Consider the following 25,274-nt stretch of genomic DNA (forward strand, 5'->3'; position numbering starts at 1 on the left):
CCTTCGCTTTCCCCGGCGGCTCGTACCGCTTTAACGCAGACTTCTAGGGTTTTTCATGACGCGCTACATATTCGTCACGGGCGGTGTTGTTTCTTCATTGGGGAAAGGCATTGCCTCGGCTTCATTGGCGGCCATCCTGGAGGCGCGGGGGCTTAAAGTCACCATGCTTAAGCTGGATCCGTACATCAACGTCGACCCGGGCACCATGAGCCCGTTCCAGCACGGTGAAGTGTTCGTCACCCATGACGGCGCCGAGACCGACCTGGACCTGGGTCACTACGAGCGGTTCATCCGCACGACCATGACCCAGAACAACAACTTCACCACTGGCCGTGTCTACGAGCACGTGCTGCGCAAAGAGCGCCGTGGTGACTATCTGGGGGCAACCATCCAGGTGATCCCGCACATCACCGACGAAATCAAGCGCCGCATCATCAAGGGTGCTGGTGACGCTGACGTGGCAATGGTCGAGATCGGTGGCACCGTCGGTGACATCGAGTCGCAACCGTTCCTCGAAGCCATCCGTCAATTGCGTTTCGAAGTCGGCGCCAAGCGCGCGATGCTGATGCACTTGACCCTGGTTCCGTACATCGCCACTGCCGGCGAAACAAAAACCAAGCCCACCCAGCACTCCGTCAAGGAACTGCGTTCGATTGGCCTGCAGCCAGACGTGCTGGTCTGCCGTTCCGATCACCCGATCGACGTTTCGTCGCGTCGCAAGATCGCGCAATTCACCAACGTTGAAGAACGTGCGGTGATCGCGCTGGAAGACGCCGATACCATCTACAAGATCCCGGGCATCCTGCATTCGCAAGGTCTGGACGATTTTGTTGTCGAGCGCTTTGGCCTGCAATGCGGCAGCGCTGACCTGTCCGAGTGGGAAGCGGTGGTTGACGCCAAGCTGAACCCGGAACACGAAGTCACCATCGCGATGGTCGGCAAGTACATGGAGCTGCTGGACGCGTACAAGTCGCTGATCGAAGCGATGAGCCACGCCGGCATCAGCAACCGTACCAAGGTCAACCTGCGTTACATCGACTCCGAAGACATCGAAAACCAGGGCACTGCGCTGCTCGAAGGTGTCGACGCGATTCTGGTACCGGGCGGCTTCGGTCTGCGTGGCGTGGAAGGCAAGATCACTGCCGTTCAATACGCTCGTGAGAACAAGGTGCCATACCTGGGTATCTGCCTCGGCATGCAAGTGGCGGTCATCGAGTTCGCCCGTAACGTGATGGGCTGGAAAGACGCCAACTCCACCGAGTTCGATCGCGCCAGCGGTCACCCGGTCGTCGGTCTGATCACCGAGTGGGAAGACGCCACCGGCGCCGTTGAAGTGCGTACCGAATCGTCTGACCTGGGTGGCACCATGCGCCTCGGCGCTCAGGACTGCCTGCTCGAAGCCGGCTCCAAAGTGCACGATTGCTACGGCAAGGACGTGATCGTCGAGCGTCACCGTCACCGTTACGAAGTGAACAACAACCTGCTGCCACAAATCATCGAAGCCGGCCTGAAAATCTCCGGTCGCTCTGCTGATGCTGCGCTGGTTGAAGTGGTCGAAGCGCCGGATCACCCATGGTTCGTCGCTTGCCAGTTCCACCCTGAGTTCACCTCGACACCACGTGATGGCCATCCGCTGTTCAGCGGTTTTGTCAAAGCAGCGTTGGCTCAACACCAGAAGAAGGCGTAACCCCGATGGCACAGAAGATCATCCGCGTCGGCGACATCGAAATTGCCAACGACAAACCCATGGTGTTGTTCGGCGGCATGAACGTGCTGGAAAGCCGTGACATGGCCATGCAGGTTTGCGAAGAGTACGTGAAGGTCACCGAAAAACTCGGCATCCCTTACGTGTTCAAGGCCAGTTTCGACAAGGCCAACCGGTCTTCTGTGGCCTCTTATCGCGGTCCTGGCCTGGAAGAGGGCATGCGCATCTTCCAGGACATCAAACAAGCCTTCGGCGTGCCGATCATCACCGACGTCCACGAGCCTGAACAGGCCGCGGTCGTCGCTGAGGTCTGCGACATCATCCAGCTGCCGGCCTTCCTGTCGCGCCAGACCGATCTGGTCGTCGCGATGGCCAAGACCAACGCGGTGATCAACATCAAGAAAGCCCAGTTCCTCGCGCCTCAGGAAATGAAACACATCCTGAACAAGTGCGTTGAAGCGGGTAACGATCAATTGATCCTCTGCGAGCGTGGTTCGAGCTTCGGCTACAACAACCTCGTGGTCGACATGCTCGGCTTCGGCATCATGAAGCAGTTCGAATACCCGGTTTTCTTCGACGTGACTCACTCGCTGCAAATGCCTGGCGGTCGTTCCGACTCCGCCGGCGGTCGCCGTGCGCAGGTTCTGGATCTGGCCAAGGCCGGCATGAGCCAAGGCCTGGCGGGTCTGTTCCTCGAAGCGCATCCGGATCCGGACAACGCCAAATGCGATGGCCCTTGCGCCTTGCGTCTGGACAAACTGGAGCCATTCCTGGCCCAGCTCAAAGCCCTGGACGAACTGGTAAAGAGTTTTCCGACGGTAGAAACCGCGTAAACCTCAATTCTCCGGTAAAGTACCGCACGATTTGTCGCTCATGCCCTCGGGCATGAGCGTTATCGTCTGCAAGCTGCCCGCCGTACACCCCTTGCCGACGGTAAAAAGATTTCCTCTAGCTGCGTCGTTTTCGTCAACTTTGGAGTGTTTACAACAATGGCAAAAATCGTCGACATCAAAGGTCGTGAAGTTCTCGACTCCCGTGGCAATCCCACCGTGGAAGCGGACGTGCTTCTCGACAACGGCATCATCGGCAGCGCATGCGCGCCGTCCGGTGCATCCACTGGCTCGCGTGAAGCGCTCGAGCTGCGTGATGGCGACAAGAGCCGTTACCTGGGCAAGGGCGTGCTCAAAGCGGTAGCCAACATCAACGGTCCGATCCGCGATCTGCTGCTGGGTACCGACCCAAGCGACCAGAAAGCCCTGGATCACGCGATGATCAAGCTCGACGGTACTGAAAACAAAGCGACCCTGGGCGCCAACGCCATCCTCGCTGTGTCCCTGGCTGCGGCCAAGGCTGCTGCACAGGATCAGGACCTGCCGCTGTACGCACACATCGCCAATCTGAACGGCACCCCGGGTGTGTACTCGATGCCGGTTCCGATGATGAACATCATCAACGGTGGCGAGCACGCCGATAACAACGTCGACATCCAGGAATTCATGGTTCAGCCGGTTGGCGCCAAGTCTTTCTCGGAAGGTCTGCGCATGGGCACCGAGATTTTCCATCACCTCAAAGCTGTGCTGAAGGCCCGTGGCCTGAGCACCGCCGTTGGCGACGAAGGCGGTTTCGCACCGAACCTGGCGTCCAACGAAGACGCGCTGAAAGTGATCTCCGAAGCTGTGGCCAACGCCGGTTACAAGCTGGGCACCGACGTGACCCTGGCCCTGGACTGCGCGGCCAGCGAGTTCTACGAAGACGGTAAGTACAACCTGTCCGGCGAAGGCCAGGTGTTCACCGCTGAAGGTTTCGCCGACTACCTCAAAGGTCTGACCGAGCGTTATCCGATCATCTCGATCGAAGACGGTCTGGACGAGTCCGACTGGGCTGGCTGGAAGATCCTCACCGACAAGATCGGCGAGAAGACTCAGCTGGTTGGCGACGACCTGTTCGTAACCAACACCAAGATCCTCAAAGAAGGCATCGATAAAAAGATCGCCAACTCGATTTTGATCAAGTTCAACCAGATCGGCACCCTGACCGAAACTCTGGAAGCCATCCAGATGGCCAAGGCTGCCGGTTACACCGCCGTGATCTCGCACCGTTCCGGCGAAACCGAAGATTCGACCATTGCCGACCTGGCTGTGGGCACTTCGGCTGGCCAGATCAAGACCGGTTCGCTGTGCCGTTCCGACCGCGTTTCCAAGTACAACCAACTGCTGCGTATCGAAGAGCAGTTGAATGGCAAGGCCAAGTACAACGGTCGTTCCGAGTTCCGCGGCTAAGTAAATGGTAAAAAGACACCGGATTGTGTCGGAAAAGTCGTGACAGCGATGGATTTGCCACTAATCTGATGCCTTAACAGCACAAGCCTGGATCTTCCAGGCTTCGTGCTATCAGACGTTTCATGTTTTGGCGTGGCTGTCTTTTTTCACTGGATACCTGATATTCGATGCGCAGTCCTTACTGGTTGTTTCTCGTTTTGCTCTTGCTGCTGGCCGGTCTGCAATACCGCCTGTGGGTGGGCAATGGCAGTCTGGCGCAAGTCGCCGAGCTGAATCAGCAGATTGCTGAGCAACATGCCGAGAACGAGGGCCTGCTGGAGCGCAACCGGGTGATGGACGCTGAAGTCAGCGAACTGAAGAAAGGCATGGAGACCGTTGAAGAGCGGGCTCGTCATGAGTTGGGCATGGTCAAGGACGGTGAAACCCTTTACCAGTTGGCCCAATGATCAATTCCCTGCCGGCCTTCTGGGCCGTGATTCCTGCTGCGGGCGTCGGTGCCCGTATGGCCGCGGACCGTCCCAAGCAATACCTGCAACTGGGCGGGCGCACAATTCTTGAACACAGCCTCGGCTGTTTCCTCGATCACCCAAGCCTGAAAGGGTTGGTGGTCAGTCTTGCGGTTGATGATCCTTATTGGCCGAACCTGGCATGCGCCACTGATTCGCGTATTCAGCGGGTCGAGGGCGGCGCCGAGCGTTCGGGGTCGGTGCTCAACGCTTTGCTGCATTTGCATGCGCAGGGTGCTGATGACGAAGATTGGGTGCTGGTGCACGATGCGGCACGGCCGAACCTGAGTCGCGATGATCTCGACAAGTTGCTTGATGAGCTGGCGGATGATCCGGTCGGCGGCTTGCTTGCCGTCCCTGCGCGCGACACGCTGAAACGGGTCGACAAAAACGGTCGCGTGGTCGAGACCGTGGATCGCAGTGTGATCTGGCAGGCCTATACGCCGCAGATGTTCCGCCTCGGTGCATTGCATCGGGCGTTGGCGGACAGTCTGGTGGCGGATGCTGTGATCACCGATGAAGGCTCGGCGATGGAATGGGCGGGGCTGAAACCGCGACTGATCGAAGGGCGCGCGGATAACCTCAAGGTTACGCGGCCAGAAGACCTGGAGTGGTTGCGGCAGCGTTGGGCTAATCGCCGCTGAGTGTTGTGGCGCTTTTCAGATTGCCTTCGCGAGCAAGCCCGTTCCCGCATTTGACCGTGTTCGACAAGTAACTGCGATCATAGGTGGGAGCGGGCTTGCTCGCGAAAGCGATGGCCCAGGCAACCTATCACTCAGCTTCGATACTCCGGCCGCTCGGCCAAGCCTTCCTTGAGAAAATCCACCAGTTTGCGCACCTTCGGCGACAAGTGCCGCTGCTGCGGATACAGCGCCCACACCGCGGTATTCGGCGGCTGATGCGCCTCCAGCAACGATATCAATGCCCCGCTGTACAAATGCTCCAGCACGTAATAATCCGGCAACTGACACAGCCCGACGCCCTGTAGCGCCGCATCCAGCACCGCTTGCCCACTGTTACAACGCCAGTTTCCCTGCACCCGTTGGGAAAATTCCCGGCCGTTTTGCTCAAGTTGCCAGATGTCGGAGCTACCGATCAGGCAATTGTGGCGACTCAGTTCCGACAAGCTGTGTGGGCGACCGTACCGTTCAACGTAAGAAGGCGACGCGCACAGATACATGCGCCGTGGTGCCAAACGAGTCGCGACCAATCGCGAATCCTGCAATCGACCCAGTCGGATCGCCAGGTCCAGCCCTTCATGCACAAGGTCGAGCTGACGATTGCTCAATTCGATATCAATGCGCAGTTGTGGGTACAGGCCCATGAACCGCGTCACCAGCGGCACGATAAAACGCTCGCCATAGGCAACGGCGCAGGTCATGCGCAGCATGCCTTTGGGCTCACTGGTCAGGTCGCCGACGGCGCGCAAGGCTTCTTCTCGACCATCCTGCAAGCGCTGGCAATGTTGCAGAAACGTCTGCCCGGCCTCGGTCAGCGTGACCCGGCGGGTGCTGCGATAAAGCAGTCGTGTCTGCAAACGCTCTTCCAGTCGTACGATTTGTCGACTGATGTGCGAGGAAGAAACCCCAAGTCGTTCGGCGGCGGCGGTGAATTGGCTGCATTCGGCGACGGCGACGAACTCGTCGATGCCTTCCCAGCGATTTTCGGACATCGGGATTATCCCTGTATGGCAATAATGTTTTGCTTTTGCCCGAATTATTCATCGTTAGGCCATGTATTACACTCCTTGTCTGCTTTTTTATTCAATGGATTCACTGGAGAGTCAACATGATCAAGTCGCGCGCCGCCGTTGCCTTCGAGGCCAAGAAGCCGCTGGAAATCGTAGAAGTCGATGTGGCCATGCCCAAGGCCGGGGAAGTGTTGCTGCGTGTGGTGGCTTCCGGCGTTTGCCACACCGACGCATACACCCTGTCCGGCGCTGACCCGGAAGGCATCTTCCCGTCGATCCTCGGCCACGAAGGTGGCGCAATCGTTGAAGCCATCGGCGAAGGCGTGACGTCGGTTGCCGTCGGCGATCACGTGATTCCGCTGTACACCCCGGAATGCGGCCAGTGCAAATTCTGTAAGTCGGGCAAGACCAACCTGTGTCAGGCGATTCGTGCGACTCAGGGCAAGGGTTTGATGCCAGATGGCACTTCGCGCTTTTCCTACAAGGGCGAAACGATTTTCCACTACATGGGTACGTCGACCTTCTCGGAATACACCGTGCTGCCGGAAATCTCCGTCGCTAAAATCTCTAAAGACGCACCGCTGGAAAAGGTCTGCCTGCTCGGTTGCGGTGTCACCACCGGTATTGGCGCAGTCTTGAACACTGCCAAAGTCAAACCGGGTGACACCGTGGCGATCTTCGGCTTGGGCGGCATTGGCCTGTCTGCGGTGATTGGCGCGGTGAAAGCCAAGGCCGCACGCATCATCGCCATCGACATCAACCCGGCCAAATTCGAAATCGCCAAGCAACTCGGTGCCACCGACTGCGTGAACCCGAAAGACTTCGATCGTCCGATCCAGGAAGTGATCGTCGACATGACCGATGGCGGCGTCGACTTCTCCTTCGAATGCATCGGCAACGTGCAACTGATGCGCGCAGCGCTTGAGTGCTGCCATAAAGGCTGGGGTGAGTCGGTCATCATCGGTGTTGCCGGCGCGGGTCAGGAAATTTCCACCCGTCCATTCCAGTTGGTCACCGGTCGCGTCTGGCGCGGTTCGGCGTTCGGTGGCGTGCGTGGTCGTACCGAGTTGCCAAGCTACGTCGACATGGCGCAGAGCGGCGAAATCCCGCTGGATACGTTCATCACCCACACCATGGGCCTGGAAGACATCAACAAGGCGTTCGACTTGATGCACGAAGGCAAGAGCATCCGTACCGTCATTCATTTCTGATCAATCGCGACGCCATGGCTGCAAGTCTTGAAGGCTTGCAGTTCTGGTCGCGTAGGAGTCTTTACATGAGTCTGGAAAACATCTCCTGTCAGAAAAGTTTCGGCGGTTGGCACAAGCGTTATCGCCACCGCTCTGACGTGCTCGGCTGCGACATGGTGTTCGCCGTGTATCTGCCGCCACAGGCGGAGCAGGGCGGCAAGCTGCCGGTGCTGTACTGGCTGTCGGGTCTGACCTGCACCGATGAAAACTTCATGCAGAAGGCTGGCGCGATGCGCATGGCCGCCGAACTGGGCTTGATCATCGTGGCGCCGGACACCAGCCCGCGTGGTCCTGATGTGCCAGGTGATCCGGACGGGGCGTGGGATTTTGGCCTCGGTGCCGGGTTTTATCTGAATGCCACGCAGGAACCCTGGTCGCGGCACTATCGGATGCATGACTATGTCGTGCAGGAATTGCCTTCACTGGTTGAAGCGCATTTCCCGGCCTCCGATAAGCGCAGCATCAGCGGTCACTCCATGGGCGGTCACGGTGCGCTGGTCTGTGCGCTGCGCAATCCGGGGCGTTACCAGTCGGTGTCGGCGTTTTCGCCGATCAACAATCCGATGGATTGCCCGTGGGGCCAAAAGGCTTTTTCCCGTTACTTGGGCGAAGACCGTTCGAAGTGGCGTGAATGGGATGCCTGCGCGCTGATCGCCGAGGCTGATGAAAAACTGCCGCTGCTGGTCGATCAGGGTGATCGCGACGACTTCCTTGCCACCCAGCTCAAGCCCGAAGCCTTGCAACAAGCGGCAAAACAAGCGGGCCATCCGCTGACGCTGCGCCTGCAACCGGGCTACGACCACAGCTATTTCTTCATCTCAAGCTTCATAGACGACCACTTGCAGCATCACGCACGCGCCCTTCGGGCCTAATGCAGGTAGAATCACGCCCTGACAAAAATCGGGGCGTTTTTTTTATGCGTATTGGCCACGGCTATGATGTGCACCGTTTCGCTGAAGGCGATTTCATTACTCTGGGCGGCGTGCGAATTGCACACAGCTTCGGGCTGCTCGCTCATTCCGACGGTGACGTCCTGCTGCACGCCTTGAGCGATGCCTTGCTCGGCGCCGCTGCGTTGGGTGATATCGGCAAACACTTTCCGGACACCGACCCGCAATTCAAGGGGGCCGACAGTCGTGCCTTGTTGCGCCATGTGGTCGCACTGATCCACACCAAAGGCTGGAAAGTCGGCAACGTCGATAACACCATCGTCGCCCAGGCGCCGAAAATGGCCCCGCATATCGAATCGATGCGCGCACTGATCGCCGCGGATCTTCAAGTTGAGTTGGATCAAGTGAACGTGAAAGCTACCACCACTGAAAAGCTTGGCTTTGTCGGTCGCGAAGAGGGCATCGCCGTACACTCCGTTGCCTTGTTGCTGCGCGCATGAATGAACTGCAACTGCTCGGCCCGCGGGCCTATGGCGACCCCCTCGGCACCGCAGTACTGAAAGCCATCGCTGAAGATTTTCAGGTCGATGAAGTCCTTGATATTCCGTTCAGCGGCGATGGCGAACATCTGTGGATCTGGGTGGAAAAACGCGGCCTCAATACTGAAGAAGCTGCGCGGCGCATCGCCAAGGCTGCCGGGGTGCCATTGCGTACGGTCAGTTACGCCGGTCTGAAGGATCGTCAGGCGCTGACGCGTCAGTGGTTCAGCGTGCAACTGCCGGGCAAGGCTGACCCGGATCTGTCCGCGGCGGAAAACGACACGCTGAAAATTCTCAAGACCACTCGCCATAAACGTAAGCTGCAACGCGGCGCGCATTCGGCGAATGGTTTCACTCTGCGCCTGACACAGTTCAATGGCGACAAGGCTGCGCTCGAAGCGCGTTTGCAATTGGTCGCCAAACAAGGCATTCCCAATTATTTCGGCGCCCAGCGTTTCGGCCATGACGGTGGCAACGTCGTTGATGCTCGCTCGTGGGCGGCGCGCAAGGCCTTGCCGGAACAGCGCAATGTGCGTTCGCGTCTGTTGTCGACGGCACGCAGCTTTCTGTTCAATCAGGTGCTGGCGGCACGGGTGACCGATGGCACCTGGCAAACAGCACAGGTCGGCGATCTGCTGGCATTCACCGATAGCCGCAGCTTTTTCCCGGCCGGTGAAGCCGAGTGCAGCGATCCACGCCTGGCGATTCTCGATCTGCATCCGACCGGCCCGCAATGGGGCGAAGGTGACTCCCCGGCCGCTGGCGCTGTCCATGATCTGGAGCAGGGGATCGCCGCCCGTGAAGCGGATCTGCGTGATTGGTTGATTCACGCCGGCATGAGCCACGAACGTCGCATCCTGCGGCTGCCCATTGGCGGGTTGACGTGGCATTATCCCCAGCCTGACATTCTGCAACTGGAATTCGTCCTCCCGGCCGGATGCTTCGCCACCGTATTGGTGCGCGAACTCGTTGATCTGGTGCCGGTGGGGCAGACGGACAGCCCATGCGTATTCTGATTTCTAACGACGATGGGGTAACCGCACCCGGTCTCGCCGCGCTTTATGCTGCGCTGGCGGATTACACCGAGTGCGTGGTTATCGCCCCGGAGCAGGACAAAAGCGGCGCCAGCAGTTCGCTGACGCTCGACCGTCCGTTGCACCCGCAATACCTGGCCAACGGCTTCATCAGCCTCAACGGCACACCGACCGACTGCGTGCACCTGGGCCTTAACGGGTTGCTGGAGCGCGAGCCGGACATGGTCGTTTCCGGTATCAACCTCGGCGCCAATCTTGGCGATGATGTGTTGTATTCCGGGACAGTGGCGGCCGCCCTTGAAGGACGCTTTCTTGAGCGTCCGTCGTTCGCCTTTTCGCTGGTCTCACGCCAGGTGGATAATCTTTCCACGGCAGCTTACTTTGCGCGCAAGCTGGTCGAGGCCCATGCCGGGCTCGATCTGCCACCGCGCACGGTGCTCAACGTGAACATTCCCAATCTGCCAATCGACCACATTCGCGGCATTCAGCTGACCCGACTTGGCCACCGTGCCCGGGCGGCGGCGCCGATGAAAGTGGTCGACCCGCGCGGCAAGGCCGGTTACTGGATTGCGGCTGCCGGCGATGCCGAAGATGGCGGGCCGGGCACGGACTTTCATGCGGTGATGCAGGGTTATGTTTCGATCACGCCTTTGCAGCTCGATCGCACCTTCAACGATGCCTTCAGAAGTCTCGATGGCTGGCTGGAGGGGCTACGCTGATGGCTCGTGAACACGAAGACAGAATGCGCAGCGGCATCGGTATGACGTCCCAGCGCACGCGAGAGCGACTGATCCAGCGTCTGTACGAAGAGGGTCTGTCCAACGCCAAGGTGCTGGAAGTGATCCGCCGCACGCCGCGTCACCTGTTCGTCGACGAAGCGCTGGCACACCGTGCTTATGAAGACACGGCACTACCGATCGGACACAACCAGACCATCTCCCAGCCTTATATGGTGGCGCGCATGAGCGAGCTGCTGCTGGAAGCGGGGCCGCTGGATAAAGTGTTGGAAATCGGCACCGGTTCCGGTTACCAGACGGCGGTGTTGTCGCAACTGGTGGAGCGGGTGTTTTCGGTTGAGCGCATCAAAGTGCTGCAGGATCGCGCCAAGGAGCGTCTGGTCGAGCTGAATCTGCGCAACGTGGTGTTTCGTTGGGGCGATGGCTGGGAAGGCTGGCCGGCGCTGGCGCCTTATAACGGCATCATCGTCACCGCGGTGGCCACTGATGTGCCACAGGCCTTGCTCGATCAATTGGCTCCGGGCGGGCGTCTGGTGATTCCGGTCGGCTCGGGAGAAGTGCAGCAACTGATGTTGATTGTGCGTGAAGAAAACGGTTTTTCCCGACACGTTCTGGGCGCTGTTCGGTTTGTGCCTTTGCTTAACGGTCCACTGGCCTGAGCATTTGTTTGGCGGCGCTGAATTCCTTTCAACAGCTTGGGTCTTACACCGGCAGCAAGGAATTAAACGCAGCAGATTGACAACTTGCAAACGTGTGCGCGGAACGAATTCGCTTCATTAAGGGTAAAGCCGGTTCGGCCCGTTATACTTGCAACACCGTATGCCGACATCCGGCATGCCATATTTTTCAGCCACCACAAAGGGAGCGGCGGGTGAGTCTCACAGTCATTGCGCAGCGTATGGGTAACACGAGCTTTCAGCGCCTGGTGACTGGCCTCGTCTTGAGCACCTTGCTGGTCGGTTGCTCCAGCACCAAATCGAGCAACGTCAGGGTGGTCGATCGCAATGCGGTCGCGCAACGTCCTACAGTTACGACCGGACAGTACGTAGTCCGTCCGGGCGATACGATGTTTTCCATCGCGTTTCGCTACGGCTGGGACTACAAAGCCCTCGCGGCCAGGAACAATATTCCTACGCCATATACGATCCATCCGGGTCAGACAATTCGCTTCGATGGCCGTACCGGTTCAACGCCAACGGCGGTGGTGAGCAACAGCAGTTCCTCACCGTCCTCGTCGAGTAAAACCACAGTAATCCGGCGCCAGGCGAATGGCACGACGACCACCACTGTGACGGGCTCCGGGGCCGGTTCTGCGACAGCGGTACCGTCCGTCGCCAGCAAATCCGCACCCGCATCACTGCCGCCGGCAGGCCCGGCCCCGACGGGCTGGGGATGGCCATCTAATGGCATTCTCATTGGAAAATTCTCTTCAAACGGTAGTTTGAATAAAGGAATTGATATCGCCGGAGATTTGGGACAGCCTGTTTTAGCTGCGTCTGATGGGACGGTGGTATACGCCGGGAGTGGCTTAAGGGGCTACGGCGAATTAGTCATCATCAAACACAGCGAAACCTACGTAAGTGCTTACGGTCACAACCGTCGGCTGTTGGTTCGGGAGGGACAGCAGGTCAAGGTCGGACAGACAATTGCCGAAATGGGGTCAACGGGTACAGACCGGGTGAAACTGCATTTTGAGATTCGCCGACAAGGTAAACCTGTAGATCCGCTGCAGTTCCTGCCAAGACGTTGATTTGTAAGCCAGCCTGTTCCGTCGCGTAGAGGGGACAGGCTCCAGCGCTGCCAAGGATAGAGGCGTCGCTTGAGCTTGGGGTCGGACTCACCAAAGGACTATAACAATGGCTCTCAGTAAAGAAGTGCCGGAGTTTGACATCGACGATGAGGTTCTCCTTACGGAGGCCGGCATCGATTCGGAATCTTCGATGTCGAATGATGAAGGGGCTGCTCCACCTTCCGTTCGTTCCAAATCCAAACACTCCGCTTCACTTAAACAACATAAGTACATCGATTACACGCGGGCACTTGATGCCACGCAGTTGTATCTCAACGAAATCGGCTTTTCCCCACTGCTCTCTCCGGAGGAAGAAGTTCATTTTGCGCGCTTGTCGCAAAGTGGCGATCCTGCCGGGCGCAAGCGCATGATTGAAAGTAACCTGCGGCTGGTGGTCAAAATCGCCCGGCGTTACGTCAATCGGGGGCTGTCGTTGCTGGATCTGATCGAAGAGGGCAACCTCGGCTTGATCCGCGCAGTGGAAAAGTTCGATCCCGAGCGCGGCTTTCGCTTCTCGACTTACGCGACCTGGTGGATTCGTCAGACCATCGAGCGCGCAATCATGAATCAAACCCGGACCATCCGGTTGCCGATTCATGTGGTCAAGGAACTCAACGTGTACCTGCGGGCTGCACGGGAGCTGACCCAAAAGCTCGACCACGAACCTTCACCCGAAGAAATCGCCAACCTGCTGGAAAAGCCGGTTGGCGAGGTCAAGCGCATGCTCGGCCTGAACGAGCGGGTTTCTTCGGTCGACGTCTCGCTGGGTCCGGATTCGGATAAAACCCTGCTGGACACCCTTACTGATGATCGTCCGACAGATCCATGCGAACTGCTGCAGGATGACGACCTGTCACAGAGCATCGATCAATGGCTGTCGGAGCTGACCGACAAGCAGCGTGAGGTGGTGATTCGCCGCTTCGGCCTGCGCGGCCACGAGAGCAGCACGCTGGAAGATGTTGGCCTGGAGATCGGCCTGACCCGCGAACGGGTGAGACAGATCCAGGTGGAAGGCCTCAAGCGCCTGCGGGAAATTCTCGAGAAGAATGGCCTGTCGAGCGAGTCGCTGTTCCAGTAAGCGCCTCAAACGACCGCCCGCAAAAAGCCCCGACTGGTTCGTAATGCTGTTCACTTAAGCGGAGCAGCCTTACGGTCCACCGGAAACCGGGTTTTTGAAATCTTCACCGTCCTTGGCCTCGAAGGCCTTGGGCGGTGATCCAGAAACAGCCCGCCAACGCCTTTTCTAAGTTCCGCCAACCGTCTACCCGTCGCTGAAACAGGATTGGCCGCTGCCATCACGATCAACTGCACGGCGATGTACTGGCAAGCCGGCTTGAAACGGATGTCCGACGGCGCTCGACCAAACGCGACTGCTGCCTGACTTGCCTCCCGACGAATCACGTTGTAAGCCAGCAACAACCCCCACACTTCCTGGTAGATCAGATCGACCTTTTTGCTGCGCAAGGTCATTGCGTTTTGCTGCATTGAGCTTTTGATATCCCTGAAGCCCAATTCGATTTCCCAGCGCTCCTGATAAAGCTTGGCAACAGACTTGGTGCTGTAGATCTTGGCCGGCAACGACGTCATGACTGTTTTTACTTTGCCTTGAATTTCATAACTGACTTCACGCGCCTCCCAGTGTGTAGGAAGAGTCGGATTTCGCTTTCTGGCTTGCGGCGACACTTTCATACGCACCAAACGATCATGCTCGTTGTAACGGGCTACCTCCTCGCAAACCAATCCCTTTTTTGCCGGAATCAGCCAATGACGGTGACTGCCGTCGCCGCTCAGGCTGAGCATGAGATCGGCGCTCCAGAACCCTTTATCGAACAACGTCACGGAGTGGTCGGGGATCTGCTGCAAAAACTCATCGGCCAGACGCATTTCGCTGCGTCGGTAAGGGCTAAGCTGTGCATCCAGGATCAGGTGTGAACGCACATTCATCAGCGCCACCAGGCGCAGCATGGGAAAGGGAGTCTGGCGGTCGGTCGAGGTGTTTCCAGAACCGAAATGGTCTCGCAACTCCGGCGTATCCGGCGTGCGCAGAAGCGCACCATCGACTGCAAATACTTGCAGATCCTGCCAGGCATCATCGGGATAGCGCTGCGCGCCCCATTGAGTACCCGTTTTGCGAAACAACCACTCAACCGGGTCGGCCCCCAGCCGCTTGCGGGCCTCGGTCACACCGCTACGGGCCAACAGATGGTCAGAAGCCAGACCTTGGGCGCAGATGTTCAAACGTCGGGCGACCTCATGAACCGGCTCGTCGCGAAACAATGCCATGCCGAGCACCAGCCAGAGCACTTGGTCGGCAGGCAAGCGACGCCGTCGGATAGTGGCTTGGCTGGACAGATCCAGCGCAGACGCGACCCACTCGATGGGAATATTTTGAGTGAATGTGCTCAAGTCACAGAAGTTGAAAAGGTCGCCGAGGTCGAGCAAGTCCTGTTGAACAGACATAAAAAATCCGATGCCAGAGATCTGACATCGGATTTTCGAAGAAGCCCGGCGAGGATTCAAATGCTTAAGTGAACAGCATTACGACTGGTTCGGGGTTTTTTGTTACCTACTGGATGATGGCCATCCTGCTTTATGTAGGCGCTGCCGCAAGAGAGGCGGCGCAGGAGGGATTTCTGCGCAGAGCTCAGGTTTGTAGTCTCGGGCTGTAAGCCTTGGCTTACTCTTCCGTAAGTGTTCGTTATTTTTACAGGACGGCAGACGTCCATTTCTCGCAGCGCAAGTATTTAACCTATTGATTTATATGTTTATTTTTTAATATGAAGTGCTTATGACAGCCTGTTTTTACGTCCCGACCACGTTGCTCCGGGCTGGGAACTCTTTAATATCGGGGTTGTGTCGACGGACAGACACGCTCTTCAAGGATGAGGAGAATGGACATCGCAGGATGCGATTCATCAGGACGATGAAAAGGAACACAGGGAATAGGGAAAAAATGTGGGCGGGTCAAACCGCCCCTTTTTTTGCCCGCAAGAAAGCAAAAAGGCCCGTAAGGGCCTTTTCTTCGAGCGCGCGACAGATCAGCGTTCGAGGTCTTTGATCTTGCCTTTGACGCCATCCCACTCTTCGGCGTCCGGCAGCGATTCTTTCTTCTCGGTGATGTTCGGCCAGATTTCGGCCAGCTCGACGTTCAACTGAATGAACTCCTGCATCTCTTCTGGAACCTCGTCCTCGGAGAAAATGGCTACGGCCGGGCATTCTGGTTCGCACAGGGCGCAGTCAATGCACTCATCCGGGTGAATCACCAGGAAGTTCGGGCCTTCGTAAAAGCAGTCCACCGGACAGACTTCTACGCAGTCGGTGTACTTGCACTTGATGCAGTTGTCGGTGACGACGAAGGTCATTTCTAATTCTCTCCTCAGGCGGCGGCAGCGTTGCCCCTTCACGGTTGGGGTCGCCAGGTTCGGGAGCGATGCCTGCTGGCCAGGCTATTAGCCAGCAGCATCCCAAACCGCGCGAGATTCTAACAGCTTGAAGCCGTTTGCGTTATATCCGCTTCTTCAGTGCTTATATCCGGTTCTTCAATGCATAGAGCATTTCGAGCGCACGACGCGGGGTCAGGTCATCCAGATCCAGTTTAGCCAGCTCATCGAGTACCGGATGCGGCAGGCTGGCGAACATGTCGCTTTGCTGTGGCGTCGCCGGTTTGCCCTTGGCAGCAGGTTTCGGCGCTTCATGGGGCAAAGCGGTTTCTTCCAGTCGGCTCAAATGCTCGCGGGCACGCACGATCACTTCACTCGGCACACCGGCCAATTGCGCCACTGCCAGACCGTAACTCTGGCTGGCAGGGCCGGGCAGTACGTGGTGCAGGAACACGATGCGTTCGTTGTGCTCGGTGGCGTTGAGGTGGACGTTGGCCACCAATGGCTCGGCTTCCGGCAACACGGTCAGTTCGAAGTAGTGCGTAGCGAACAGCGTATAGGCACGCAGATGGGCCAGGCGCTCCGCCGCAGCCCACGCCAGCGACAGACCGTCGAAGGTGCTGGTGCCGCGACCGACTTCGTCCATCAGCACAAGGCTGCGCTCGGTGGCGTTGTGCAGGATGTTCGCGGTCTCGCTCATTTCGACCATGAAGGTCGAGCGGCCGCCCGCGAGGTCATCGCTGGAACCGATACGGGTGAAAATGCGATCGACCAGCGACAGTTCGCAACTGGCGGCCGGCACGAAGCTGCCGATATGCGCCAGCAACACGATCAGTGCGGTTTGGCGCATGTAGGTGGATTTACCGCCCATGTTCGGGCCGGTGATCACCAACATGCGCGTGTTGTCGTCCAGGCTCAGGTCGTTGGCCACGAACGGCGTGGTCAGTACCTGCTCGACCACCGGGTGACGTCCCTGGGTGATGCGCATGCAAGGCTCGGTGACGAAGCGCGGGCAGTTCAGGTCGAGGTTCAGCGCACGCTCGGCGAGGTTGCTCAACACGTCCAGTTCAGCCAGTGCGCTGGCGGTGTCCTGTAGCGGTGGCAACTGGCTGATCAGATCTTCCAGCAGCGCTTCGTAAAGCATCTTCTCGCGCGCCAAGGCACGGCTCTTGGCAGAGAGGGCCTTGTCTTCGAACTCTTTCAGCTCAGGCGTGATGAAGCGTTCGGCGCCTTTGAGCGTCTGGCGCCGGATGTAATCCGCTGGCGCCGATTCAGCCTGCTTGCTCGGCAGCTCGATGAAGTAGCCGTGAATGCGGTTGTAGCCGACTTTCAAATGGCTCAGACCCGTTCGGGCTTTTTCGCGGGCTTCCAGATCGATGAGGAACTGGCCGGCGTTCTCGCTCAACGATTGCAGCTCGTCGAGTTCGCTGTCGTAGCCGGTTTTCAGCACGCCGCCGTCACGTATGACCGCAGGCGGATTGTCGATGATGGCTTTTTCCAGCAACGCCGCCAGCTCCGGATAGGTGCTGGTGATTGTCGCCAGACTCTGCAGGTGCGGCGCTTCCAGATCGGTCATCGCCACTTGCAATTCAGGCAGGGCGCCAAGGGCGTCGCGCAGCCGGGCAAGGTCACGAGGACGCGCGTTGCGCAGGCCGATCCGCGCGAGAATCCGCTCGATGTCGCCGATTTCCTTGAGCTGCGGTTGCAGCTTTTCGAAACGGTAGCGATCGAGCAGACAAGTGATCGAGGTCTGGCGCGCCAGCAATACGGTCAGATCGCGCAACGGGCGATTCAGCCAGCGAGTCAGCAAACGGCTGCCCATGGCGGTCTGGCAGCGATCGACCACCGATTGCAGGGTGTTGTCGCGACCACCGGCCAGGTTGGTGTCGAGTTCGAGGTTGCGACGGCTCGCACCGTCCAGCACCACCGTGTCGTCGAGACGTTCGTGGCGCAGGCTGCGCAGATGGGGCAGGGCGGTGCGCTGGGTTTCCTTGGCGTACGCCAACAGGCAACCGGCAGCGCCGATGGCCAGGGTCAGGTTCTCGCAACCAAAGCCCTTCAGGTCTTGGGTGGAGAACTGCTGGCAAAGACTTTTCAGTGCTGAATCACGCTCGAAATCCCACGGCGCACGACGACTGACGCCACGGCGTTTTTCCGCTGGCAGGTCCCTTGGCCAGTCATCCGGGATCAGCAATTCAACCGGATTGATCCGCTCCAGTTCCGCGAGCAGGTTCTCCCAACCTTTGATTTCCGAGACGCTGAAGTTACCACTGGTGATGTCCAGTACGGCCAGACCGAACAGGCGCTCGTCACCCAGCAGTGCAGCGATCAAGTTGTCGCGGCGCTCGTCGAGCAGCGCCTCATCACTGACCGTGCCCGGCGTGAGGATGCGCACGACCTGACGCTCAACCGGGCCTTTGCTGGTCGCTGGATCGCCGACCTGCTCGCAGATCACCACGGATTCGCCAAGCTTGACCAGCTTCGCCAGATAGCCTTCCGCCGCGTGGTAAGGAATCCCACACATCGGAATCGCCTGCCCCGCCGACTGTCCGCGCGCGGTCAGGGTGATGTCGAGCAACTTGGCGGCCTTCTTCGCGTCTTCGTAGAAGATCTCGTAGAAGTCGCCCATGCGGTAGAACATCAGCTGATCCGGGTGCTGATTCTTCAGGCGCCAGTACTGCTGCATCATCGGAGTGTGGGAGGACAGGTCAGAAATTACTTTATTCATCAATTAGTTAGGGCTGTCTTTGAAATTACTTGGGGCAAAATTCGGGCTTTTTTCGTTAGCGTGAGAGCCTCAGCTAAAGCCTGCTCTGCGTTCATAGGTCAAGTATGAAGTTTTTTTGAAGCATTTGGGCGTTCTGGTGATAATTGCGCCATCAAAAGGGGGCTGCTGATTGTCTGGTAATCAGTTTCGACAGAAATACATTGACCCGCGGAATATGCGAACGGCTCCTGACCGAACTGGCTTATCCCACCTATGATGTGTGTCTGCTAACTAAGGCGGCAGTCCATGCTGTCAAGCGTGTGTTCTGGCCAGGATTCAAATACATCACAGCGCGGTGATGCTCATCAATCTCTGTCAGCCTGGTGAGTGCATCGAGGATCTGTTCGCCATCACCCAATCGGCTGAAGTGACGAACCTAATGGCGGTGATGGATAAGATCAACGAAAGTGAGGGGCGGGGAACGCTGCGGTCTACAGGCGTACCGATCAGTCCCAATTGGGCAATGCGGCGCGAAAGGATGAGTAAAAGCCATACGGCAAGATCGATGATCTCTGGCGTGTCAGTCAGCTTTAGACTGCATTTTTTTTAGGTCTTCCAGTTTTAAAGCCAAATTCATGATTTTTTCAATATGCTCGTCAGTGATTCTCACGTCATTTAGAAGTTTTTGTGAGTTTTCAAGGGTTCCTATTACGTCGACAGTTTTTGTTATTGCGTCTTCAAGAGGGTCAGGGTTGGAAGCTGAGATGTCTGAACGGAGCACAGGGAGCTTGAATAAGTGTCGAGGGAACGCGTCAGTTTTGAAACCCATCGATCTTAAAGTGAGTCCGTTTGCGTTAGGTTTGTTATCAATGAGATCTGCAATACGGAGTATCCAATTCGAACTCGGGCCTATTTTCTGAACTAAAAACCAAATTACAGATATCAGTCCATAAAGCTTGTTTAATTCGAATTGCCCAAGCTGTAGTAGATTGAAGTAGCCAAGCTTAGGTGCTTTTAAAGTGCGGTGGTTTGGTCTGTTGCATACTCGGGAGTGATGCGCGCATCTATTTCGAGTTCCGTTTAAATTAATGAGCCAGTTATCAAGAACTACTCGGTCATCAATCCCTAGCCTATCGCAAATTAGTTTCTGGTTTGCACCATTGAGCATGCTGTAAAGTTTGGATATGGTACCAAAGGTCCAAGCTTCAGACGCTACCCAAATAGGTATTGGTTTGCCTGAGTCAATGTGAGACCTAATGCTTTCTTCGCGGCTTTCGTGTAATAAGGATGTATGTTTCTTATGCCACAAATCGAAGTCGGATTCGTAATTTTCTTCTTCGGGGGTGGTGGCAAATTTTGAAAAATTTTTCTTGTTTTCATGGGCGAGTGGGTCAGTGCGCCCAAGTTCGTGTGCAATGATTGTTCGCAGGTAAATTTCGATGCGTTCTATAGCGCAAGAAATTTCTTGTCTTAGCTTTTTATCAAATAGGTAGAAAGAAAAAATGGAATCGAAGCTGGTGTTGGCCTGAAAGTCGTTTGATTTATCATATCCGCCATCTTCATTTCTTATATATTTCAGAGCTGGAGACCAGTATCCAGATAGTCGATAATAACCGACTTGAGTCAACTTCCTTTGAGCTCTTAATGGATCGCGCAAGAGCATCCCCCGCTCTGCGAGTTTCATTACGAGGCGGTCATATTCGAGAAATGGCTTTACGGGTTTTGGTTGCTGATCCATAGCTTATTATTTTCAAGACAAAAAAAAGGCCAAACCTTCACCGATGCTGAGATCGGGAGTGGATTTGGCGCTGTTGAGGCAAGGTTACCACGATATCGAGGCGTGTCAATAGCCTGGCTCGATGACGTTCATAGTGACAGTCAATGATGACTGACGACGCATGTGTGATCGAGCGCGAGACGGTGCCGGACGAGTACGACCAGTGGTTTGGTGAGCAGCATCGATGGCTTCAGAGCGGGTGCTGAGCCGTTTTTGGCCGCCGACGCCACGTAAAAAAGCGGAGATATCGAATACTCTGGCCCTAACCGGCCTGCATGAGCGAAGGCAGGGTCGCTTTGTTTATCAGTACCTTACCCAGGTTCTTGGAGAGACCGGAGGCTGTTTAAAGATCCAATGCGACAGCGTTTTTCTTTCGTTATGCAAGGTTCACATACGGGGAGTGGCCAAGAATGCAGGCATGGACTATTTTGAGATGGAGAGGGATGTCAAATTGGCATCGCTAAGCTAGGGATGAAACCAATGGCTCACAGAGTTCAGTGCTGCTCTGGGAAACGAACTTACTTGATTCATGTAGCTCAAGGCGCTTCAAGGCGGCTTGATATCTTCGTATCCGAGCGAAGGGATGGTGACGATGGAACGCTCAAAATCCGGTGCGGGTCCTATGCCTCAAGTTTTACGCCCTGTAATGCCGAATATCCGGTCTTCAAATCCAAAAGCTAGAAGTCAAACAAAAGTCTTGTCCGCTTCAGGGAGTATTGTTGCACCTGAAGACGTATCAAAATTGCCTTCGATGAAGTTTGCCACGTCAACACTGGTAAAGAAGGAAACTACACTGAAAGACGTTGACTTTGTTCCCACTCGAAAAGTCGATTCTTCAAATAAGCCACAGCCATCGAACGCAGTTGAACCGGTTTCTCCGGCTTCTGGAAATATAATAAAGCGCTACAGTGCGGTCGAGACCGGGGTGCTCATGGCTGATATTGAAAAAATGGAAAGTGTCGCCGGAAAAATAAAGCATATACGTTACACCCACAATACCGATGTCAACGGGTTTATGGCGCTTCTGTCGACCGGCAGATTTTTAGCCACAGTCGAGCGCAACGTGAACTGGAGGCTGGATATAGACTCTCGATACGCGGGTGGTGTTACGTACATTATGAAGGCGAGTTTTTATAAGGAATACAAGAATTATTATTTTGACGATATGTATTGCAAGGGTTTCATTTTTCGTGAAATAACGGGCTTCACAAAAAAATTGGCGAAATTACAAGCTTCTGAAAGCACGACGGGAGGTACGGAAGCAGAGGCCTGGTTGAGATACATCGAGCTATTGACTGCGCAATCTGACTTCAGGCGCTTTCAGGTTGCCGATAAGGGGTTGGATCCGGTTAAGCAAACTATCGGCAAACAATGGACGCCCGCTCAAATTGCAACTCTTAAGATTAATTCAATTATCAGTTGTGTGAATCCACAGCTTCGTATCCCTTGGGAGGATAATAAAGAAATTTCGGTAAACGATATTGATCTGGTGTTGATAACGAAAAGTGCTTTTGAGTCTATAAATGAAAGCGATCTGGCCAAGGTTTTTCAGGTATTTAAAAGCAACATTGTAAAGGACTCGGCGAAGGACAAGTTTAAACTGAGCTATAACGCTGGTTTTGCCATCAAGAGGCTCAATTTTTTTGCATCTCAAGGCCGAATTGTAAAGATTTTAGACGGCAATAATACCTATTCGCACACCGCTGGGCGAGAGGCCCGGCGGTCGTCGGCTTCTGGTGAGGCTTCTATCAAACAAGCTGCACAGTCTGGGCTCGAATATCACCAGGATTTTCAATATTTCGGTGCAGGCAACAATTCTCCGAAAGCGTACTCTCTGGAAACCTTTCTGTTGTTTCAAAAAGAGTACTTCAAACACTTGGTCCGGCAGCACTCCGAAGACCCTGACGGCAATACAGATGAGTATAAAAAAGCTTACGAATACGAGCTTGCTCGGATAACGCCGTTGCCAGTTGAAGAAACCGATGAACTGTAATGTTCAACTGCTTTGTCGAATGCGTTGTCATGGGAAGAGACTATTTTCTCTGCAGCCCGCCTTTCCGCGTAGGGGGCTGCTGCACGGAGAGAAATGAAGCGACCAAAACAGGCAGTCTTTGGTTTATGCAAATCAGCATTTGTTTTCCCCGAAAACTTCAAGCACTATGCGCGTTATGCAAAAACGCAACGTAGCCTCCGTCTTAAGAGCACTGCTCGACCAGCACGGGATCTCCCCCACGGAGCTCCACCGTCGCACCGGCGTGCCTCAATCCACTCTCTCGCGGATTCTCAGCGGGAAGATCGTCGATCCTTCGGATAAACACATTTCGAAAATCGCCGAGTACTTCAATGTAAGCACCGATCAGTTGCGCGGGCGTGCCGATGTTGCGCCGTCGGCCGGTGCCGCGCGTGATGACGTGCATGCGGAACTCAAGGACATAATGCTGTGGGACGACGACACGCCTGTCGATGACGACGAGGTGTCGGTGCCCTTCCTTCGCGAGGTTGAATTGGCAGCAGGATCAGGAAGATTCGTCATCGAAGAGAGCGAGCGCTCCAGCCTGCGCTTCGGCAAGCGTAGCCTGCGCCATAACGGCGTGCAGTTCGACCAGGCCAAATGCGTGACGGTGCGCGGCAACAGCATGTTGCCGGTGCTGCGTGACGGTGCCACGGTCGGCGTGAACGCGGGCAAGTGCGGCATCGGCGACATCATCGATGGCGACCTTTATGCGATCAATCACAACGGCCAGTTGCGGGTGAAGCAACTCTATCGTCTGCCTACAGGCATTCGCCTGCGCAGCTTCAACCGTGACGAACACCCGGATGAGGACTATACCTTCCAGGAAATCCAGGAAGAGCAGATCGTCATCCTCGGTCACGTCTTCTGGTGGGGCATGTACGCCCGCTAAGCAGATACCGGTCAGATAAAACCCGCCCATCGGCGGGTTTTTTTTCGCCCGCGCAAAACCCTCAACGCCATGGTTTATGCGGCCTTAATGCACTCATGCATTTCTCACGTATAAATAAATGCGTTTACGCATTGACTGGATATGCATACATGCATATTATTGCCACCAAGCCGCTCGACAAGGCGGCTGGAAACGAAAGCTCTTTAGTTCCACAAGAACAGGCAGCGATGAACCGGCCTCAACGGTTCAGAGGGTTGGCAACTGACCCGGGTGTGCAGCGTAAAGCACCAGAAGCAGTTATCCGGCGGGCAGGGACCGCGGTCGGAAAAACAATTTGAATGGACTCGTACCGCGCCAGTAGCGCCGAAAAGTCAGCTTCCTTCTTGAACACAGGATTTGAAGGAAGGCGAAGGAGCGCATTACTGAAAATCCCGGTGCATTGCGCCGGGCTTTTTGGAATGCCTGCCGGAATTCATCACTACTTCCGAAAGCAATAGATAGCCGGCTTTCCGGCGATCACCGTCTGTCCAGTTACGTCGTACTGACAGACGGTCTCAAAAAGGGTTCGCTGAGAGCCGCTAAGAAGGAATCAGAAATGAGTCGTTACGCACTTACAGTTACAGCAACGGGTTACACCGTCGTTCTTCAGGTATTGGAGACTGACGGGAGTGTGCCTGCAACGCCTGCAGATGAGCCGAGTTCAGTTTGGCGAGAAGTTCCCGATGGCATGATTGTGGAGCCAGGAATGAAGACGGATTGGGGTTCGACCTACAGTGATACTTCTGATTATGAGCGACAGGCCTTTACTTCTGGACGCATACAGCTGCGCCTTGACCAGGCTTCCCGCTGGCTGATGTTCAATCCATTGCAATACAAGCTGGATCTCGAGATCGCCACTGCGGCAGAAGCGGCTGCACTGGTTGCATACAAGCAGTACTACATTGCCGTCACCGAAGTGATAAACCAAAACGCATTTCCGACGATCAACTGGCCAGTCGCTCCGTTCTGACTCCACTGCAATTGTCAGATCGAGAAGCGAGAGCGCATTACTGAAAAGCCCGCGGCCCCAATGCCGGGCTTTTTGGAATGCCTACCTCAAGAGAAAACGATTGAACCCAACACACACCACTCATCAATCACCCCCAGGAGGCGTGACATGACAAGCGAGCAACAAGCGTTGGCGGACATGCCGATCTGGCTGGTCATCCTCCTCGCCGTAGTGGGCGGGGTGTCCGGCGAAATGTGGCGCGCCGACAAGGAAGGCGCCCGCGGCTGGTCACTGCTGCGGCGCCTGGCCTTGCGCTCCGGCGCCTGCATGATCTGCGGCGTCTCGGCAATCATGCTGCTTTACGCTGCGGGATTGTCGATCTGGGCGGCCGGCGCATTCGGATGCCTGACCGCCATGGCCGGCGCCGATGTGGCCATCGGTCTCTACGAACGCTGGGCCGCCAAACGCATCGGCGTCTGCGAAGTCCCGCCGCGCGACCAGCCTTAACCTTGACTGTTTTCCGTGCCGCCATTTTGGCGGCAGGGCTTCGCGTGGACGATTGAAAAGGAGGTCATGTATGCCCACACCGATCCAGCAGCCGTCGCAACTGTTCACCGCCATCGCGACGACGCTGCGCAACACCGCCGGGCTGAACCTCAATGTCGGCAATCACGAAGATTTCAGTGCTCCGGGCGATCAAGCCTGGGTGTTGATCGACTTCGACCGAAATGCCTCGGGAGTGCGCGCCGCTGATGGGCGAATTGCTCATGTCATGACGTTGTCGCTGCAAGTCATCCCGGCGCTTTCCGCTACGGCATTTGCCGCCTGCGATCTGATCGCGGTGCTGAAAAATCTGATCACCGACAACCGCTGGGGACTGCCCGGCGATCAGTGTGATCTGCCGATGAACATGGATGGTTTGCCGTCATTGCTCATCCGCGCCGATCAGCAATACAGGGCCTGGACACTGACGTTCAACCAGACCCTCTACCTCGGCCCGACCTTGCTCGACGATCCACTCGGCACGCCGAAATTCGCCCGTACCTGGGAAGTCAGCAACATCGACGACCCCGACCAATACACCGCGCTGGAGGCCTGAT

Annotated in this window: 25 protein-coding genes; 20 read left to right on the forward strand and 5 right to left on the reverse strand. The window is 56.4% G+C overall.

Annotated features, from left to right (window positions below; genetic code table 11):
* Nucleotides 1–55 precede the first annotated feature (55 nt).
* The 5 genes from ATI02_RS21960 to ispD all read left to right on the forward strand — a co-directional run bounded on the left by ATI02_RS21960 (nt 56) and on the right by ispD (nt 5,134).
* Entirely contained in the window at nt 56–1,687 is a 1,632-nt protein-coding gene (locus tag ATI02_RS21960; protein ID WP_095189354.1) for a CTP synthase, read from the forward strand.
* A 5-nt stretch (nt 1,688–1,692) separates the two neighbouring features.
* Entirely contained in the window at nt 1,693–2,538 is an 846-nt protein-coding gene (kdsA, locus tag ATI02_RS21965) for a 3-deoxy-8-phosphooctulonate synthase (RefSeq protein ID WP_095189353.1), read from the forward strand.
* Nucleotides 2,539–2,694: 156 nt separating this feature from the next.
* On the forward strand, nt 2,695–3,984 hold the full coding sequence (gene eno / locus ATI02_RS21970) for a phosphopyruvate hydratase (RefSeq protein ID WP_093436567.1): 1,290 nt from the start codon (nt 2,695–2,697) through the stop codon (nt 3,982–3,984).
* 167 nt (nt 3,985–4,151) lie between these two features.
* Nucleotides 4,152–4,430 carry a cell division protein FtsB gene (gene ftsB / locus ATI02_RS21975; protein ID WP_095189352.1) on the forward strand — a complete coding sequence of 93 codons (279 nt, stop codon included), beginning with the start codon at nt 4,152–4,154 and terminating at the stop codon, nt 4,428–4,430.
* Nucleotides 4,427–5,134, forward strand: a complete 708-nt coding sequence (gene ispD, locus ATI02_RS21980) for a 2-C-methyl-D-erythritol 4-phosphate cytidylyltransferase (RefSeq protein WP_100847336.1) — start codon at nt 4,427–4,429, stop codon at nt 5,132–5,134. The genes ftsB and ispD overlap by 4 nt, the downstream gene beginning before the upstream one ends.
* Before the next feature lie 131 nt (nt 5,135–5,265).
* Here the strand turns inward: ispD and ATI02_RS21985 are convergent, their stop codons facing one another.
* Entirely contained in the window at nt 5,266–6,162 is an 897-nt protein-coding gene (locus ATI02_RS21985) for a LysR family transcriptional regulator (RefSeq protein ID WP_100847337.1), read from the reverse strand.
* Nucleotides 6,163–6,278: 116 nt separating this feature from the next.
* Between ATI02_RS21985 and ATI02_RS21990 the strand changes: the two genes are divergently transcribed.
* The 8 genes from ATI02_RS21990 (at nt 6,279) to rpoS (ending at nt 13,497) form a co-directional block, all read left to right on the forward strand.
* On the forward strand, nt 6,279–7,391 hold the full coding sequence (locus ATI02_RS21990; protein ID WP_008081726.1) for an S-(hydroxymethyl)glutathione dehydrogenase/class III alcohol dehydrogenase: 1,113 nt from the start codon (nt 6,279–6,281) through the stop codon (nt 7,389–7,391).
* 65 nt (nt 7,392–7,456) lie between these two features.
* Nucleotides 7,457–8,302, forward strand: coding sequence for an S-formylglutathione hydrolase (fghA, locus tag ATI02_RS21995; RefSeq protein WP_095189349.1), 846 nt, complete (start codon nt 7,457–7,459; stop codon nt 8,300–8,302).
* A gap of 44 nt (nt 8,303–8,346) precedes the next feature.
* The gene (gene ispF, locus ATI02_RS22000) at nt 8,347–8,820 is read left to right on the forward strand and encodes a 2-C-methyl-D-erythritol 2,4-cyclodiphosphate synthase (protein WP_100847338.1); all 474 of its coding nucleotides are present in this window, start codon (nt 8,347–8,349) and stop codon (nt 8,818–8,820) included.
* Nucleotides 8,817–9,875: a tRNA pseudouridine(13) synthase TruD gene (gene truD, locus ATI02_RS22005; protein WP_100847339.1), complete on the forward strand. Its 1,059-nt coding sequence runs from the start codon at nt 8,817–8,819 to the stop codon at nt 9,873–9,875. Before ispF ends, truD begins: the two co-directional genes overlap by 4 nt.
* Nucleotides 9,863–10,612 (forward strand): 5'/3'-nucleotidase SurE, encoded by a 750-nt coding sequence (gene surE / locus ATI02_RS22010; RefSeq protein WP_095189346.1) that lies wholly within the window; start codon nt 9,863–9,865, stop codon nt 10,610–10,612. The genes truD and surE overlap by 13 nt, the downstream gene beginning before the upstream one ends.
* Nucleotides 10,613–10,653: 41 nt before the next feature.
* Nucleotides 10,654–11,289, forward strand: a complete 636-nt coding sequence (locus ATI02_RS22015) for a protein-L-isoaspartate(D-aspartate) O-methyltransferase (protein WP_170947254.1) — start codon at nt 10,654–10,656, stop codon at nt 11,287–11,289.
* 212 nt (nt 11,290–11,501) lie between these two features.
* The gene (locus tag ATI02_RS22020) at nt 11,502–12,380 is read left to right on the forward strand and encodes a peptidoglycan DD-metalloendopeptidase family protein (RefSeq protein ID WP_095189345.1); all 879 of its coding nucleotides are present in this window, start codon (nt 11,502–11,504) and stop codon (nt 12,378–12,380) included.
* A gap of 106 nt (nt 12,381–12,486) precedes the next feature.
* Nucleotides 12,487–13,497 (forward strand): RNA polymerase sigma factor RpoS, encoded by a 1,011-nt coding sequence (rpoS, locus tag ATI02_RS22025; RefSeq protein ID WP_095189344.1) that lies wholly within the window; start codon nt 12,487–12,489, stop codon nt 13,495–13,497.
* 50 nt (nt 13,498–13,547) lie between these two features.
* On the opposite strand, the gene ATI02_RS22030 is transcribed toward rpoS, so the two are convergent.
* From ATI02_RS22030 to mutS, 3 genes are all read right to left on the reverse strand, one after another.
* A complete protein-coding gene (locus tag ATI02_RS22030; RefSeq protein ID WP_100846722.1) occupies nt 13,548–14,879 on the reverse strand; it encodes an IS4 family transposase in 1,332 nt (443 codons plus the stop codon).
* 578 nt (nt 14,880–15,457) lie between these two features.
* On the reverse strand, nt 15,458–15,781 hold the full coding sequence (gene fdxA / locus ATI02_RS22040) for a ferredoxin FdxA (RefSeq protein WP_007908827.1): 324 nt from the start codon (nt 15,779–15,781) through the stop codon (nt 15,458–15,460).
* A gap of 163 nt (nt 15,782–15,944) precedes the next feature.
* The gene (gene mutS, locus ATI02_RS22045; protein WP_170947348.1) at nt 15,945–18,515 is read right to left on the reverse strand and encodes a DNA mismatch repair protein MutS; all 2,571 of its coding nucleotides are present in this window, start codon (nt 18,513–18,515) and stop codon (nt 15,945–15,947) included.
* 430 nt (nt 18,516–18,945) lie between these two features.
* On the opposite strand from mutS, the gene ATI02_RS32755 reads away from it, so the two are divergent.
* Entirely contained in the window at nt 18,946–19,116 is a 171-nt protein-coding gene (locus tag ATI02_RS32755) for a DUF4113 domain-containing protein (protein WP_420875223.1), read from the forward strand.
* Here ATI02_RS32755 and ATI02_RS22055 read toward each other — a convergent pair.
* Entirely contained in the window at nt 19,087–20,190 is a 1,104-nt protein-coding gene (locus ATI02_RS22055; RefSeq protein ID WP_238156194.1) for an Abi family protein, read from the reverse strand. The two genes, ATI02_RS32755 and ATI02_RS22055, sit on opposite strands and share 30 nt — an antisense overlap.
* Nucleotides 20,191–20,875: 685 nt before the next feature.
* Here ATI02_RS22055 and ATI02_RS22065 point away from each other — a divergent pair.
* From ATI02_RS22065 to ATI02_RS22085, 6 genes are all read left to right on the forward strand, one after another.
* A complete protein-coding gene (locus ATI02_RS22065; RefSeq protein WP_146166080.1) occupies nt 20,876–22,276 on the forward strand; it encodes a hypothetical protein in 1,401 nt (466 codons plus the stop codon).
* A gap of 175 nt (nt 22,277–22,451) precedes the next feature.
* A complete protein-coding gene (locus ATI02_RS22070; RefSeq protein WP_100847344.1) occupies nt 22,452–23,186 on the forward strand; it encodes an XRE family transcriptional regulator in 735 nt (244 codons plus the stop codon).
* A 149-nt stretch (nt 23,187–23,335) separates the two neighbouring features.
* Nucleotides 23,336–23,524 carry a hypothetical protein gene (locus ATI02_RS32105; protein ID WP_141233098.1) on the forward strand — a complete coding sequence of 63 codons (189 nt, stop codon included), beginning with the start codon at nt 23,336–23,338 and terminating at the stop codon, nt 23,522–23,524.
* Nucleotides 23,525–23,781: 257 nt separating this feature from the next.
* Nucleotides 23,782–24,195, forward strand: a complete 414-nt coding sequence (locus ATI02_RS22075) for a tail fiber assembly protein (RefSeq protein WP_238156195.1) — start codon at nt 23,782–23,784, stop codon at nt 24,193–24,195.
* A gap of 147 nt (nt 24,196–24,342) precedes the next feature.
* Nucleotides 24,343–24,681, forward strand: coding sequence for a phage holin family protein (locus tag ATI02_RS22080; protein WP_038357950.1), 339 nt, complete (start codon nt 24,343–24,345; stop codon nt 24,679–24,681).
* A 70-nt stretch (nt 24,682–24,751) separates the two neighbouring features.
* Nucleotides 24,752–25,273, forward strand: coding sequence for a hypothetical protein (locus ATI02_RS22085; RefSeq protein ID WP_100847345.1), 522 nt, complete (start codon nt 24,752–24,754; stop codon nt 25,271–25,273).
* The last annotated feature ends 1 nt before the right edge of the window (nt 25,274 follow it).

It is taken from the genome of Pseudomonas baetica (genome assembly GCF_002813455.1).
Lineage (GTDB): Bacteria > Pseudomonadota > Gammaproteobacteria > Pseudomonadales > Pseudomonadaceae > Aquipseudomonas > Aquipseudomonas baetica.